Origin of the sequence: Marinobacter profundi (genome assembly GCF_002744715.1) — a bacterium.
GTDB lineage: Bacteria > Pseudomonadota > Gammaproteobacteria > Pseudomonadales > Oleiphilaceae > Marinobacter > Marinobacter profundi.
Genome location: NZ_KZ319374.1, coordinates 96,175 through 110,919 on the forward strand (window position 1 = coordinate 96,175; position 14,745 = coordinate 110,919).

Annotated in this window: 16 protein-coding genes; 9 read left to right on the forward strand and 7 right to left on the reverse strand. The window is 61.5% G+C overall.

Going from position 1 to position 14,745, the window contains the following annotated elements; genetic code table 11:
- Positions 1-54: 54 nt before the first annotated feature.
- From CLH61_RS14650 to slmA, 4 genes are all read left to right on the forward strand, one after another.
- Positions 55-375 carry a DUF423 domain-containing protein gene (locus CLH61_RS14650; RefSeq protein WP_099615626.1) on the forward strand — a complete coding sequence of 107 codons (321 nt, stop codon included), beginning with the start codon at positions 55-57 and terminating at the stop codon, positions 373-375.
- A 39-nt stretch (positions 376-414) separates the two neighbouring features.
- Complete coding sequence (gene thiS / locus CLH61_RS14655) at positions 415-615, forward strand: sulfur carrier protein ThiS (RefSeq protein WP_099615506.1); 201 nt, start codon at positions 415-417, stop codon at positions 613-615.
- A gap of 57 nt (positions 616-672) precedes the next feature.
- Positions 673-1,482 (forward strand): thiazole synthase, encoded by an 810-nt coding sequence (locus CLH61_RS14660; RefSeq protein WP_099615507.1) that lies wholly within the window; start codon positions 673-675, stop codon positions 1,480-1,482.
- A gap of 105 nt (positions 1,483-1,587) precedes the next feature.
- The gene (gene slmA, locus CLH61_RS14665) at positions 1,588-2,181 is read left to right on the forward strand and encodes a nucleoid occlusion factor SlmA (RefSeq protein ID WP_099615508.1); all 594 of its coding nucleotides are present in this window, start codon (positions 1,588-1,590) and stop codon (positions 2,179-2,181) included.
- Positions 2,182-2,194: 13 nt separating this feature from the next.
- Here the strand turns inward: slmA and CLH61_RS14670 are convergent, their stop codons facing one another.
- The gene (locus tag CLH61_RS14670) at positions 2,195-2,989 is read right to left on the reverse strand and encodes an inositol monophosphatase family protein (protein ID WP_228152656.1); all 795 of its coding nucleotides are present in this window, start codon (positions 2,987-2,989) and stop codon (positions 2,195-2,197) included.
- Positions 2,990-3,328: 339 nt separating this feature from the next.
- Between CLH61_RS14670 and CLH61_RS14675 the strand changes: the two genes are divergently transcribed.
- Genes CLH61_RS14675 through CLH61_RS14690 form a run of 4 tightly spaced genes read left to right on the forward strand, consistent with a single transcriptional unit; the run spans position 3,329 to position 5,687 of the window.
- On the forward strand, positions 3,329-3,688 hold the full coding sequence (locus CLH61_RS14675; protein WP_099615510.1) for a hypothetical protein: 360 nt from the start codon (positions 3,329-3,331) through the stop codon (positions 3,686-3,688).
- A 48-nt stretch (positions 3,689-3,736) separates the two neighbouring features.
- A complete protein-coding gene (locus CLH61_RS14680) occupies positions 3,737-4,723 on the forward strand; it encodes a hypothetical protein (RefSeq protein WP_099615511.1) in 987 nt (328 codons plus the stop codon).
- A gap of 22 nt (positions 4,724-4,745) precedes the next feature.
- Complete coding sequence (locus CLH61_RS14685) at positions 4,746-5,279, forward strand: GTP-binding protein (protein ID WP_099615512.1); 534 nt, start codon at positions 4,746-4,748, stop codon at positions 5,277-5,279.
- Between the two features lie 18 nt (positions 5,280-5,297).
- On the forward strand, positions 5,298-5,687 hold the full coding sequence (locus tag CLH61_RS14690; RefSeq protein ID WP_099615513.1) for a roadblock/LC7 domain-containing protein: 390 nt from the start codon (positions 5,298-5,300) through the stop codon (positions 5,685-5,687).
- A 74-nt stretch (positions 5,688-5,761) separates the two neighbouring features.
- Here CLH61_RS14690 and CLH61_RS14695 read toward each other — a convergent pair whose 3' ends face one another.
- The 6 genes from CLH61_RS14695 to CLH61_RS14720 all read right to left on the reverse strand — a co-directional run bounded on the left by CLH61_RS14695 (position 5,762) and on the right by CLH61_RS14720 (position 14,005).
- Positions 5,762-7,057, reverse strand: a complete 1,296-nt coding sequence (locus tag CLH61_RS14695) for a pyridoxal phosphate-dependent aminotransferase (protein WP_099615514.1) — start codon at positions 7,055-7,057, stop codon at positions 5,762-5,764.
- A 131-nt stretch (positions 7,058-7,188) separates the two neighbouring features.
- Positions 7,189-7,935, reverse strand: a complete 747-nt coding sequence (locus CLH61_RS14700; protein WP_099615515.1) for a substrate-binding periplasmic protein — start codon at positions 7,933-7,935, stop codon at positions 7,189-7,191.
- Positions 7,936-8,046: 111 nt separating this feature from the next.
- Positions 8,047-9,387 carry a substrate-binding domain-containing protein gene (locus CLH61_RS14705; protein WP_099615516.1) on the reverse strand — a complete coding sequence of 447 codons (1,341 nt, stop codon included), beginning with the start codon at positions 9,385-9,387 and terminating at the stop codon, positions 8,047-8,049.
- Positions 9,388-9,502: 115 nt separating this feature from the next.
- A complete protein-coding gene (locus tag CLH61_RS14710; protein WP_099615517.1) occupies positions 9,503-9,820 on the reverse strand; it encodes a DUF3301 domain-containing protein in 318 nt (105 codons plus the stop codon).
- Position 9,821: 1 nt separating this feature from the next.
- Complete coding sequence (locus tag CLH61_RS14715; protein WP_099615518.1) at positions 9,822-12,872, reverse strand: efflux RND transporter permease subunit; 3,051 nt, start codon at positions 12,870-12,872, stop codon at positions 9,822-9,824.
- Positions 12,872-14,005, reverse strand: a complete 1,134-nt coding sequence (locus CLH61_RS14720) for an efflux RND transporter periplasmic adaptor subunit (protein WP_099615519.1) — start codon at positions 14,003-14,005, stop codon at positions 12,872-12,874. The genes CLH61_RS14715 and CLH61_RS14720 overlap by 1 nt, the downstream gene beginning before the upstream one ends.
- 232 nt (positions 14,006-14,237) lie before the next feature.
- On the opposite strand from CLH61_RS14720, the gene CLH61_RS14725 reads away from it, so the two are divergent.
- Positions 14,238-14,741, forward strand: a complete 504-nt coding sequence (locus CLH61_RS14725) for a DnaJ domain-containing protein (protein ID WP_099615520.1) — start codon at positions 14,238-14,240, stop codon at positions 14,739-14,741.
- The last annotated feature ends 4 nt before the right edge of the window (positions 14,742-14,745 follow it).

Consider the following 14,745-nt stretch of genomic DNA (forward strand, 5'->3'; position numbering starts at 1 on the left):
CGGGTCGCACGTTTTCCGCTGGTTGCCGGCGGGGTGTTTGCCTTGTCCGGCGTGATGGCCGGGGCTTTCGGAGCCCATGGGTTACGGGGTATGGTCAGTGGGCGGGAGCTGGAGGTATTCCAGACCGCGGTGACCTATCAGATCTATCATGCCCTGGCACTGGTACTGGTGGCGGTGCTTGTCGGGCAGCTGGCCTCGCGGCGGTTGCTCGTCGTTGCGGCGGGATTCTTTGTTGCAGGGATTCTGCTGTTCAGCGGCAGTCTCTACCTGCTGGTGCTGACCGGGCTTCGCGGGCTGGGGCCGGTAACCCCGCTCGGTGGTGTGTGTTTTATGGCGGGTTGGGCGTTGCTGGTAGCCGCCGGCCTGCGGCGCTGAAGGGCGCCGCGCCTGCCCGCACTGATGACTGGAACGACTATGCAAATACAGGTAAACGGTGACATTCTGGAGCTGCCGGACGGCGCAACGATCAGTGCGCTTGTCGAACAACTGGAGCTGGCTGGCAAGCGGCTGGCGGTTGAGGTCAACGAAGATATCGTACCTCGCAGCCGGCATGCCGAATACCGGCTGAGTGCAGGCGACCGCGTCGAGGTGGTTCACGCTATCGGTGGCGGTTGAACCGCCCCCGGACCTGACCTTCTGTTTCCCCATTTCACTCCCTGATTCTGGTGCTAAATGACCGTGACTTCTGACATCAAGCTTCCCGAAGACAAGCCCCTCGTGATCGACGGCCGTGTCTACTCCTCCCGGCTGCTGGTGGGAACCGGCAAATACCGCGATCTGATGGAAACCGGCCATGCCATCGAGGCCAGCGGCGCGGAGATAGTGACCGTTGCGGTGCGCCGTACCAATCTCGGCCAGAACCCGGATGAACCCAACCTGCTGGATGTGATCTCCCCGGAGCGCTACACCATCCTGCCCAATACTGCGGGCTGCTACACGGCGAAGGATGCGGTGCGTACCTGCCGGCTGGCCCGGGAACTGCTCGACGGGCACAACCTGGTCAAGCTGGAGGTGCTGGGTGAGGAGAAAACCCTGTACCCCAACATGACCGAGACCCTGGCGGCGGCGGAGGAGCTGGTCAACGACGGCTTCAAGATCATGGTCTACTGTTCCGATGACCCGTTGCTGGCGAAGCGCCTGGAGGAGATGGGCTGTATCGCCATCATGCCGCTGGGGGCGCCGATTGGCTCCGGGCTGGGTATCCAGAACCGCTATAACATCCGCCTGATTGTGGAGAATGCCACGGTACCGGTACTGGTGGATGCCGGTGTTGGTACCGCGTCGGACGCCACGATTGCCATGGAGCTGGGTTGTGACGGCGTGTTGATGAATACCGCCATTGCCCAGGCGCAGGATCCGATTCGCATGGCCCATGCCATGCGCCTGGCCATCGAGTCCGGCCGGGAAGCCTACCTGGCTGGCCGTATGCCGAAGAAACGCTATGCCAGTGCGTCGTCGCCCCTGGACGGGACCTTTTTCTGAGCCCGGGCCGAGGGCATTCCGGGGGCCGGAAGCGCTGTCCCGGCCCCGATCCAGCGCGGTTTCAAAACCCGCCTCAAACCTGATGATGAGTGTTGCAGTATCGTCATGACAGAACAACAACCAAGCCGTCGCGAGACCATTCTGCAGGCCCTGGCCGGCCTGCTCGAAACCGACCCGGGGGCGCGTATCACCACCGCCAACCTGGCCCGTACCGTTGGGGTGACCGAGGCCGCACTCTATCGCCACTTCCCCAGCAAGCGCAAGATGTTCGAGAGTCTGATCGAGTTTGCCGAGGACGCGGTGTTTTCCCGCTGCCAGCTGATCCTGCAGGATCAGGACGATGCCCGGGTCCGTCTCCAGCAGCTGGCCCACCTGGTGCTGGTGTTTGCTGAAAGGAATCCGGGGTTGTGCCGGGTACTGACCGGGGATGCCCTGGTCGGTGAGGACGAAGCCTTGCGGCGGCGTTCGTCGCAGTTCTTCGAGCGCCTGGAAACCCAGGTGCGTCAGGTACTCAAGGAAGGCGAGATTCGCCAGGGCCTGCGGCCCCGCACCAGCGCTGCCCGTGGCGCAGACTGGCTGCTGGTGTTTATCGAGGGGCGGATCCAGCGTTTCGCCCGGTCGTCGTTCCTCCGGCTGCCGACGACGGATTTTGACGAATCCTGGGCGCTGGTTGCCGAGGGGTTATGGGGGACGCCCTAGGGTGTCCCGCCGCTTACGCCGCCGCCAGTAACCGGCGCAGCTCGTCGTAGATTCCGGGCGCCGAGACCAGGATGTCCCGCCCCCACAAATCCTCCGGATAGCCTTGCGGAACCGCGCTGAAATGGCCTGCCGTCGCCCCGGCTTCCAGGGCGACCAGGCGGGCTGCGGCAAAGTCCCATGGGCTGACATTTTCGTAGTAGGCATCCAGCCGGCCACAGGCCACCCAGCAGATATCCAGTGCCGCCGAGCCAATCCGTCGCAGGTCGCGGCAATGATGGATCATCACGTCCAGGCGCCGGATCAGCGGCGCCAGCTCGTCCTTGGTGTAGGGGAAACCGGTGGCAAACAGTGTTTCCCGCAGCACCGTGGCGCCGCTGTGCCGAATTGCCTGGCCATTGAGGGTGGCGCCCCCGCCCAGGGTGGCGCGGAAGGTTTCGCCGGCAAATGGCGCATGGACTACTCCGGCCCGGACCCGGCCTTTCTCGGCATAGGCAATGGACACGGCCACCTGTGGGTGGCCGTAGGCATAGTTAACGGTGCCGTCAATCGGGTCGACAATCCACAACGGTGTATCCAGCTGCTCGGCCTGGCTCAGGTCCGGCATGGTTTCCTCCGACAGGATGCGGTGCTCCGGAAAGCGCTCGCGAATGGCGCCGGTGATCATTTCGTCGGCCAGCACATCAGCATGGGTGACCAGCTCGGTCTGTTGTTTGTAGTCGGTGCGCAGGGTGTTGTTGTCCCGTTCGCGACGGATCAGGTCGCCGGCCTGCCGGGCCAGTTGTTCGGCAAAATCAGTGATGTGGTGCACGGGGGGAACTCCTGTCAGCGTCAGTAGGAGGGCTCATGGAAGCACTGAACGGGGCTGGCTGCAAGGACGGACGGTCAGTCTTTCCGGTTATAGCCGGTATGCCCCGGCGGCATACCGGGCTGGCTGGTTAACATCGTGTGAACATTTGTTGCCCCTGCCGGGGCTCTTTTACACAATTGATGTGCGGCATTTTATTGCAACAATAAGAAACATCTAAAATCTTGCTGCAGGTCAATTCCAACCATATCTTCATTTGAAACGGGCGGCCTTTTTGATTAGGACGCTGGTCAAGTGCTACTTCCATTGAATAGATGATAATTCCAAGCGAGGAACTCGGTAATGGCGGATATTTCCGGACTGAAAGAAATTGATGGTTTTGTGGGTGCCTGTCTGGTGGACAGTGACTCCGGCCTGGTTCTGGGCAAAGAGGGTGGCAAGGATTTTGACCTCGATACCGCTGCGGCAGGCAACACCGAGGTGGTTCGTGCCAAGCGCAAGACCATGACGGCACTGGGTATTAACGGAGGTATCGAAGATATCCTGATCACCCTGGATGACCAGTATCACCTGATCCGTCTGCTGAAGAGTAATGAAGCCATCTTCCTGTACGTTGTGCTCGACAAGGCCCGCGGTAATCTCGGCATGGCGCGGATGGTCACCAAGAAAGTCGAGCAGGGTGTGGACCTGTCGGCGCTTTAATGGTGTCGATGAATGGCGGCGCTTCCATCTGATCAGGAGGCTTTAAGTTTGCGAACCATTTCCAGTGTCGGGCTGTCCCAGAAGGATGAGAACGTTCTGAAGGCGTTGCTGGACCTTCTGGGGGCCAGAACCCGCGAGGCATGGCATTATGCGCCTGCGGGCACGACGGACGCGGTAATCCTCGACACTGATAATCGTGACGCCCTTGCCCAGTGGCTGGCTCACGGGCACGATCGGACGCTTACGCCGATTGCCTACGCCAGTGCGCCGATTGACTTGCCCGTTGAACACCGCCTGACGAAACCATTCCGGGCCGCTGACCTGATCGCGGTGCTCAATACCATCAGCAGTCGTGACACCGGCCCGGAGAGCGCGGAAACCGCCGAACCGCGAGAGGACGCGGAGGCTGATATCCCGTTTCTTTCCGGTGCCATCCCGCCCCTGGCCCAACAGGTCGCCGAGTGTCGTACTCGCTATCTGAGGCTGTCCTCCGCCCGTCAGACCGTCCTGCTGGATTGCGCGAACAAGCGGTTTGCCATGAAACATCCCGAGCTCCCTCTCCGGGAGTTCCTCCGAACCGCTCCGGATCAGCTCGATGTGGTGGCCTGCGACCAGCCCGGTGCGGGCTTCGAAGGCATTGACAGCTGGCAGAGTGATACGCCGCTGCGGTGGTGGATCGGCGTCGAGTGTTCCTCGGCCAGGCTGCTGAGGAGTCTCGACAGTTCCAGTCGCTTCAAGATCCTGCGCTGGCCGGAGCCGGGGCTGATCAAACATTCCCAGCATTACCTGAGCCTGTCCGCGTTGCTCAGCCGCAAATCCGGTGTGACGCTGGCGGAGATTGCCAGTGCCTCGTCGATTGCCGCGGACGTTGTGACGGGGTTTATCAATGCGGCGTCCCTGACCGGGATCCTGACCACCCGAACGGTGAAGAACGAGCCCGGGGCAGTGCTGGCACCGCCAGCCGCCGACCCGGCTCCTGCCGCTCCGGTGAACAAGGGGCTGTTCGCCCGAATCCGCGCACGTCTGACATTATGATTACCACAAGGGGCAGCAGTAAGTGTCTGAAATAAAACTGATCATCACCGGTACGCCGGGGGCAGGCAAGACCACTGCGATTGCGGCTATCAGTGAAACCCCGCCGGTGCGTACCGATACCGCCACCACCGATGATCTTGCGGAGGTCAAGGACGTTACCACGGTAGCGATGGATTTCGGCGAGCTTACCCTGGACGATGGCCAGAAGGTGTTTCTCTACGGAACCCCCGGCCAGCAGCGTTTCGAGTTCATGTGGAAGATTCTTGTTCAGGGCGGTCTGGGGCTGATCATCCTGGTGGACTGCAGCCGGCCGGATCCGCTCGCGGATCTGGACATGTATCTGGAGAATTTTGCCGATTTCATCCACCAGACCGGCGTGGTGGTCGGAGTGACCCGCCGTGATCAGAGCGCGACACCGTCGCTCGACGAGTTTTATGAACGACTGGAGGCCTGGGGACGGGTCTTCCCGGTTTTTGAAGTGGACGTGCGTCAGAAGGATGATGTCAGCCTGATGATTAGCGCCCTGATATCCACCCTGGAATTTGCAACGGCCTGAGTACAGGAAATGTCCGAAATGAGTCAGTTGAAAATCAGCGAAAACGGCGAACGCTTCTGCCAGGACGTTTTCGATACGATGATGCAACAGAGTGACGCGGTCTATGGTGTGCTGATCTCCACCGTTGACGGTCACGATGTGACCCGGAAGTTCAAGCGGGACATGCCATCTGCCAAACTGGCGGCGATGTTCAGCTCGGTGCTGGCCCTGGGTGAAACCATTGCCCGCGAAGCGGATCAGGCCCTGTGCCGGTACGTCATTGTCGAAAACAGTGACGGGTATATCCTGACCCTGAAGCTGAAAGAAAAGTTGGTGTTAAGTGTTATTGCCACCACCGATGCCAATCTGGGTATTCTGCACAGCATTTGCCGCAGCGCGGCCGACAAGCTGTCGAAAAACCTCCGATAAGCTGTTCAGTCCGGTAATAAAAACGGGGAACGGCCAGCGACCGTTCCCCGTTTCCTGTTGCGGGGCCTTCCGGCTCAGAGCGCCTTGAGCCACTTCTCCAGTTTGTCCATGGCCTGCACCAGCTTGGGTGCCGCCAGCTGGACGAAATCATCCGCCAGCTCCTGATCGCGGAAGTCGCCGCCAGCCAGTCGCAGCGATTCGGCACCGTCAAAGTCCACAAAGGCCAGTCGGGCACCGAGGTGATCCGGCACAAAGCCGAAGTCGCTGGCGGGCAGGATGGCGATACCGGTGTCTTCCAGCAGTGACTTGCAGAACGCGGTGCTGGTCTTGATGTCGCGTTTTTCAAGTGCATCGCGGAAGCCGGAAAAATCCGGGAACAGGTAGAACGCCCCTTCCGGTTTCTGGACTACGGCACCCATCTCCGTCAGACGGCGGTAGAGGTATTCGCCAACCGCCTTCAGCACCCGGCGGGACTGGTGCAGGTAGTCGTCCATATCCTCGCCGCCGTTGAACGCAGTGATGGCCGCATGCTGGATCGGTGCACTGGTGGCGGTGTAGGTTTCACTGGCGATGATGGCCATGGCGTCCTGCAGCGGACGCAGCTCACGTGGGAAGATGAAAGTTCCCAGACGCCAGCCTCCGGCACCGGCCCACTTGCTCAGCCCGGTGCTGATAATGGTGCCTTCGGGGTAATAGCGGGCAATGGACTTGTGCTTGCCTTCAAAATGCACCTCACCGTAGATCTCGTCAGACAGCAGGATCAGCCGGTACTTGCGGGCCACGTTGGCAATGGCCAGCAGTTGATCGTCGGTGTAGGTGCAGCCGGTGGGGTTGGACGGATAATTGAGAATCAGGATCCGCGGGCGGCTCGGATCATCCCGGCAGATGATGTCCAGTTCTTCCGCAGTCAGCTGCCAGTTGTTCTCGGCATGGGTCGGCAGCCAGTGCACCGAGCGACCGATGATACGGGCCTGGGGCGCGTAGGACACCCAGCTGGGCCGGGGGATCAGCAGGTCGCCGTAGTAGGCCAGCTGCAGGATGAACAGCAGTTCCTTGGAGCCCGGACCGATCAGCACGTCTTCCCAGGTACAGCGCATCCGCTCACTGCGGTTGATGTAGCCGGCGATGGCCTCGCGCAGGCCCTTCAGGCCCTTGACCGGAAGGTAGTCTTTCTCGTGGGCATGCTCGCGGAGCGCTTCGACAACCCGCTCCGGAACCGGAAACGGCGACTGACCAAGCCCGAGCTTGATGATGTCGCGGCCCTGGGCCCGCAGCTCGTTGCTCAGTTCGTTGATGCGCAGGGTGGCCGAGGGTTGGATGCCCCGTACGTTCAGGTTGATGGCGTAGCGGTGATCAGTATGGATGTCCATGGCTCCGGTCTGTAGTTTGGGAATGACACCCCGCAGTATAGGAAACGGAACGCAAAACGTATTCAGCCCACAGGTAGGGGATTGCCGAAGTGCCAAGGCAACCGCCGATCAGTCACCGGGGCAATCCCTGGTCACTCCCGCAACTGGGCCAGGGCACGGTCAAACTGGTCCCGTAGCGCCCGACCCTCGGGGTGCTGGCGGGAGATCGCCGCGTGGAAGGTCCGCTGCGGGCCGACGCTGCCCGGCATGGCTTCGAGCTGGAGCAGTTCGGGGAACTGATCGCCGTGAGTGCGGATCAGGTAATCGCACACCGAACGCTCGCAGATAAACACGTCAATGCGGCCGAACGCCAGCATCTTCAGGCTGCTCAGTTCGGGGTGTTCGTGACTCACCGCGGTGACCGACAGCGCCTTGCCTTCCTCCAGCCAGGCCATGAAGTCTGGTGCATAGCTGTAGCTGGCTGAAAGCCCGATCCGCAGACCCGCCAGGTCGTCATAGTCCTGCCATTGCAGATCACGGTTGCGATGCTTGTAGAGCACGTCCTGCACGGTATTGAGCGGCGCAGTGAAGTAATAGTAGCGGTCCCGTTTCTCGGAGCGGGTCAGCGAGAAAATAAGGTCGGCGTCGCCAGCCATGACCCTGGCTTCGGCGCGGATCCAGGGCAACAGCTCGATCTCCGGCTGGTAACCCATCTGGCGCACTACCCGCCGTACCAGCTCGGCATCGCTGCCGGTGACCCGGCCATTAGCGGTGTACTCGAAGGGCGGATACTGGGAGGTGGCAATCTTCAGCACCGGATCTGCCGCCACCGCCGTCAGCGGCAACAGCAGAGTCAGCAGAAAGGTAAAGATGGCACGGTGCATGGCGGTCTGGTTCAACGGATGTCGGGGCCGGGGCCAGTGGTTTTTATGGACGCAGTATAGAGCTTACTGCGTCGGATTGCAGCGACTGTGACAGTATGTCGCGACGCCACGGGTCCCGGAGCGGTATCAGGAATCGCGCCGTATCCAGACTTCAACCCGGCCATTGCGACGGGCGCCATTTTCGCCGCCGGCAGAGCCCACCGGCATGTACTGGCCGTAACCGGTATAGGCGGTGGCATCGGTGCCGGCTTCCCGCAGGGCCTTGCTGACCGAGAGTGCCCGTAACTCGGAGATCATCTGGGCACGCAGCTCGTTACTCTGGCGATCGGCAAAGCCGATAAGCAGCAGGTCGCTGGCGGGCCGGCCCTCCTGGCGGAGGTACTCCTGTACCCGGGCAAGATCCCGGTGGGCTTTGTTGTCCAGCCTGGTGCGGCCCTCGGCAAAGCGGAAGTTTACCGACAGTCGCAGGTAGTTGCTGGTCAGCCTGTGGAAGCTTTCCGGTACCGATGGGTCATGGTCTGCCGCGACCGCGACCGGGGTCTGGGAAATGAAGCCGGAACGGGCAACGATCGCCTGGCCTGCGCTGCTCTGGGTGTACTCAATGAAGCGGTTGACCAGTTCGCCACCGGAGTTGCCGCGGGTGTAGAGAAAGAGCCGGCGGGACAGGGCGTAATCCTCGCTGGCAACCGTCAGCTGGGTCGGTTTGAGCGCCGGCGCATTGCTGTCCGACACCGCCAGTAACTTGCTGCTGCGCACTGAGGCCAGACCGGCGAAGCCGATGCCGCCGGGGTCCCGGCTGACGTCATCGGACAGCTGGTCGTTGGATTCGTAGCGCAGCGCGGTAGTGGCAAGGGTGTAGGCCTTGCCCAGCACCAGGCTCTTGAAGGTATCCCAGGTGCCTGACTGGTTGTCGCGGGCGTAGAGGCTGATGCGACGATCCGGGCCACCTACTTCGGACCAGTTGCTGATGGCCCCGGAGAAGATCCTGCCCAGGGTGTCGATGCTGAGCTGGTTGACCGGGTTGGAGGGGTGGACCAGGATGGCAAGGCCGTCGATGGCGATGACGTGCTCGCTGGTCAGGTCGGCCAGGTCCGCCACGCTGGCCATCGCGCTGATTTCGCCGGCCTTGACCGGGCGCGACGAGGCCCAGATGTCTGCCTCGCCACTGGCCAGTGCCTTGAATCCCGTGCTCGAGCCGTGGGCGGCCACCAGTACCCGCAGGGGCTGGCCCTGGTGACTGGCACTGAGTACCTGCTCGTTGACCTTGCCAGCGTTACGCTGGCTCACCGGATTGCCGGTCAGTTGACCGAGGAACCCTTCAATCAGCATGGGCGCCAGCGTTGCGCCCACGGTGTTCGAGCCGTGAATTTCAAACGTGTTGGCCTGGGGGGCTGCTGCGTAACACAGGGTGAGCGCGGCAACACCGGCCTGAATCCGGCGGATAAAGCTGGATGAGCCTGAAAACATTGTTAAATCAGCCTTGTGCAGTTCCTGAATGGAGTTGCCGCAAGAATGCTACGAAATTATGACAATCAGGTTTCAGGCCGGTAACATTTTGTATCCGCCCCGGCCACGGTCAGGGTCAGGAATTGAAGCGGTGGGGATCGAGTTCGAGGTGCTCGATCCGTTGACCGAGCATGATGACGCGCCCGACGTAGCGCTCCTCGCCGGTCGAAGTGAAGTCAAACAGGAACCGTCGCCACACCCGCAGGCGGCCGTCCCGGTCCCGTTTGAACCAGATTCCCCTCAGGTAGACGGCATCATCCAGCAGCATGACGTCCATTTTGCGGCAGTAAGCCTTCGCGGCCTGCAGTACCGAATCCTTGATGGCTTTTGCCCGCCACCAGTACCAGACCAGGAAGCCGGCGGCGAACAGCCAGATGAGTGTTCCAAGTGTCACGTCATGCAGGTTCCGGTTGGGCGGTGCCGTGATGATCCCGTGCCAGCAGGATATAGAACGCCGGCAGCACGAAGATAGTGAACAGGGTACCGATGCCGAGACCGGCGCTGATGGTCAGGCCGATGGCAAAGCGGCTTTCCGCACCCGGTCCGACCGCGATCAGCAGGGGCACCATGGCGACGATCAGCGCCAGCGACGTCATGACGATCGGGCGCAGCCGGATAGCGGCGGCTTCGATGACCGCCTGGCGTTTGTTCAGGCCCCGCTCGAGCTGGAGCTGGTTGGCGAATTCCACGATCAGTATGCCGTTCTTCGAGACCACCCCGATCAGCGTGATCAGCCCCACCTGGGTGTAGATGTTCATGGTGGCAAAGCCCAGCACAATGAACGCCATGGCGCCCGCCACCGACATCGGCACTGACACCAGGATGATGAACGGGTCCCGCCAGCTTTCAAACTGCGCGGCCAGCACCAGGTAGATCACCAGCAGGGACAGGAAGAAGGTCACCGCCAGGGCGCTGCCCTGGGTGACAAACTGCCGGGTCTGGCCGGTGTAGTCGTAGGTGAAGCCCGCCGGGAAGATGTCGTCGGCAGCACTTTCGATGAAGTTTATGGCATCGCCGGTGGTAATCCCGGGCATGACCACACCCTGCAGGGTCAGCGAGTTCAGCTGGTTGAACTGGGTACGCTGGGACGGCTCCACGTCTTTCTCGAAGCTGATCACGCTGCCCAGCGGTACCAGCTGACCGTTATCCGCCCGAATGTAGTAGTCGTTCAGTGCTGCGGCGTCCATGCGGAAATCCTGCTCGACCTGAGGGATCACCTGGTAGGACCGTCCTGACATGCTGAAGCGGTTGATGTAGCCGCCGCCGAGCATGCTGGACATAGCCTGGCCGACATCCTGCATGGACAGCCCCAGGTCGGCCACCCGGTCGCGGTCCACCCGGATCCGCGTTATCGGACGGTCAAAGTCGATCGACTTCTGCAGGAACATGAAATTGCCACTCTGCATGGCCTTGCCGAGCAGCTGGTCGGCAACGTCGTTCAGACGGTCGTAGTCATCCCCGGTGGTGATCACGAACTGGAACGGCAATCCTCCGCCGGAGCCCGGCAGGGAGGGCCGCGGGAAGACCGCGGTCTGCAGGCCGGTGACCTTCTTCAGTTCGGCATCCAGCCGGGGCTGGACTTCGAACTGACTGATCTCCCGTTCGCCCCAGGGCTTCATCTTGAAGCCGCCAAACACTGCGTTGGGGCTGGTCAGACCGAGAATCATGAAGTCTTCATGATAGCCGTCCACTCCGGACATGCGCTCCTGCACTTCGTCGCCGTGCTCGCGGAGGTAGTCCAGGGTGGCCGTCTTGGCTCCGAGACCCTGATAGAACAGGATGCCCTGGTCTTCGGTGGGGGCCAGTTCGCTCTGGCTCATCATCAGCATGAAATAGATCGATGCCAGCACCACCGCAGCAAAGAACACCACCACCGAGATGGTTTCCATGGCGGCGCTGAGCGCCCGCTTGTAGCCGTTGGCCAGCCCGCTGAACGTGCGCTCCACCAGACCCTCGAAGCGCCCCGGATTGCCGTGGGGCTTGAGCACCTTGCCGGACAGCATCGGTGACAGGGTCAGCGCGACAATCCCGGATATCACCACGGTGCCGGCCAGGGTGAAGGCAAATTCGGTAAACAGCGAGCCTACCAGGCCACCCATGAATCCGATCGGAGCATAGACCGCCACCAGGGTGGTCGTCATGGCAATGATGGGGGTCGCCATTTCCCGCGCGCCGTTGATGGCGGCGTCGAAACGGGATTCGCCCTGCTCGATGTGACGGTGGACGTTCTCCACCATGATGATGGCGTCATCCACCACCAGGCCGATGGCCAGTACCATCGACAACAGGGTCAGCAGGTTCAGCGAAAACCCCATCATCAACATGAAGAAGGCACCGCCAACGAGTGACAGCGGAACCGCAACCGACGGTACGATCGCGGCCCGGAGCGAGCCGAGACAGAGGAAGACGATCACCAGCACGATGATCAGTGCTTCCAGCAGCGTCTGGATAACCTCGTTGATGGAGCTCTCGATAAAGTCAGAGGCATCATAGGCCAGGCGGACGTTGAGGCCGGACGGCAGCTGACGTTCGATGTCCGGCAATTCGTCCTTGACCAGATCCGCAACCGTCAGCGGGTTGGCCCCCGGCGACAGTTCGATGGCCACATAGGTGGCAGGCTGGCCCTTGTAGAGTGCCAGCTGGTCGTAGCTTTCCGATCCCAGCTCGACCCGGGAAATATCCCGTAGACGAATCAGCGAGCCCCCGGACTCGCGGACCACCAGGTCGCGGAACTGGTCCGGATCACCGATATCGGTGTCGCTGGTCATGCTGATCTTGGTGTAGCGGCCCTCGGTGTTGCCCACCGCCGCCTGATAGTTGTTCTGGCGGAGAATGCTGACCACTTCCTGGGGGGTCATGTCCACCGCGGACAGCCGTTCCGGGTCCAGCCAGATCCGCAGCGCGAACTTGCGACCCAGCAGGTTGGCCTTGCCCACACCGGCAATGGCCTGCAGTTTCGGCTGGACCACCCGGGTCAGGTAGTCGGTAATCTGGGGGACTTTCAGTTCACTGCTGTAAAAGGCAATGTACATCAACGCCGTCGAATCACCGGTGGTGGAGGTGATCACCGGGTCCTGGGCGTCGGCCGGCAACACGTTCCGCTGGCTGGCCACCTTGGCCTGAATCTCGGCCAGTGCGGCGTTGGCGTCGTAGTTCAGCACCATCTTGGCTTCGATGGTGGACTTGCCCTGGGAGCTGGTAGACGTCAGGTAATCGAGGCCGCTGGCTTCGGCGATGGCCTGCTGCAGCGGTGTAGTGATAAAGCCCTTGACCAGATCGGAGCTGGCACCCGGATAGGCGGTGGTGACGGTGACGGTGGTGCTTTCGAGCTCCGGATACTGGCGGATTTCCATCTCCATTGCGGCGCGGGCACCGAGCAACAGAATCAGCAGGCTGATCACCGTCGCCAGCACGGGACGGTGAATAAAAATGTCGGTGAATCGCATTATTCTGATGCCCCCGCCGGCTGCTCACCGTCTTCCTGGCTGGCTTCGTTCTGGATCGTGACGTTCTGGATAGTGACTTTCTGGCCAGCCCGCAGTCGTAACAGCCCTTTCTCGACCACTTGCTGGTCGGCGTCCAGTCCGCTCAGCACCGCCACCCGGTCAGCGCGGGTGTCGCCGGTTTCGACGGTGCGGCGATTGACAATCAGCTCGCCCTGGTCGTTCTCCTCGATAACAAAGACAAAATCGCCGTAGGTGTTGTAGGACACTGCGGTACGGGGCACGGTGACGACCGTACGGTCCTGTGGCTGGCGGGTCATTACCGTTGCGAACATGCCGGGGCGCAGTTTGTTTTCGGGGTTGGCGAGGGTGGCCCGCACCCGAACCGTGCGGGTTTCCGGATTGACAGAGGTGTTGATGGCGCTGACCTTGCCGTTGAAAACCTCGTCCGGCAATGCGGCAACCGAGGCGTGGACGTCATAGCCGGTGGCCACCAGCGGTAAATCCTTCTCGGACAGGGTGTAATCCACGTAGATTGGATCGAGCATGTTGATCTCGACGATGGCTGTGCCAGTCGCGAGGTATTCCCCCTGATCGACCATCCGCAGGCCCAGGGTGCCGTCAAAGGGGGCCCGGATCACCTTCTTGCCAAGCTGGGCTTCGGCTTCATTGACCCGCGCGGTGGCAGCGTCAAAGTTGGCCTTGGCTTCGTCATACTGGGACTGGGACACGGCGCGCTTGGGCAGCAGGTCGGACACCCGCTTGAACTCCTGTCGGGCCAGCTGGGCTTCGGCGCGGCGGGTGCGCAGTGCCGCCTCATCAATGTCGGCGTTGAGGCGGATCAGGACGTCGCCTTTGCTGACCCGGTCGCCGGATTCGAAACGGATTTCCTCGACCACGCCGGGTACCTCATTTGCCACTTCGATGCCGTTGACTGCCTCGATGCTGCCGACTGCTTTGACGGCCGGTGTCCATTGCGCCGTCACTGCGCGGGTCGCAGCAATCTCAAGCGGAGGCTGGGGCTGGGCAAAGCGCTCTTTCATCTGGCCAAACTGGTAGAATTTGTAGCCGAAGATGCCGCCGAGAACCGCACCCAGAACAATGATGACAATCAGAAAGCGGGAAGCTGTGCGCATGAATCAGACCTGATCTATTGGTGTCTTTATAATGAAAAGCATCCTATACAAACCAGGGGTTGGCTGTCACCGGTTTGTCAGCATTTTAAGGCAGATTACGCCAATTAACGCTCGAATCGGCGGGTAAATTCGGCAAGTTCACCATTCCGGGTCGCCCGGCAGTGTTTGGCTCTGGTGTTTTTGGTGCCGCAGGTGACAGAATTACGGCCTGACCGGCGATAAGGATCAGCAGATGCAGTGGATTATCGGAATCGCCCTGGCGGCAGCGGTGTTTGTCATTCTGAAAAAGTGGGGTGCGTTGACACCCGAGGGCAAGAAGGCCGCCACCTGGAAGTTTGTGGCCGTCATCGGGGGCGCTTTGTTGTTGTTCATGGTGCTGACTGGCCGGGTCCATGTGTTGACCGCTGCGGTCGCCGCCCTGATTCCGTTGCTGAGGAAGGCGCCGGCATTGTTGCGGCTGTTGTCGCTGGCCGGGCGGCGTGATCAGCCGGGCGCGTCCGGCACCGCCGGTGATGGCGCCGGGGCGGGTCAGCATCAGCGCGCGGCAGCATCGTCGACGATGTCGCGTCGGGAAGCCTGCGAAATTCTCGGGGTTGATGAGGATTGTTCGGCAGACGAAGTGGTCACGGCCCACCGCCGCCTGATGCAGAAAATCCACCCCGATCGCGGCGGTAACGATTACCTGGCGGCCAAGGTCAATGAGGCCAAGTCGGTGTTGCTCGGCCGGCGCAGTTGATATG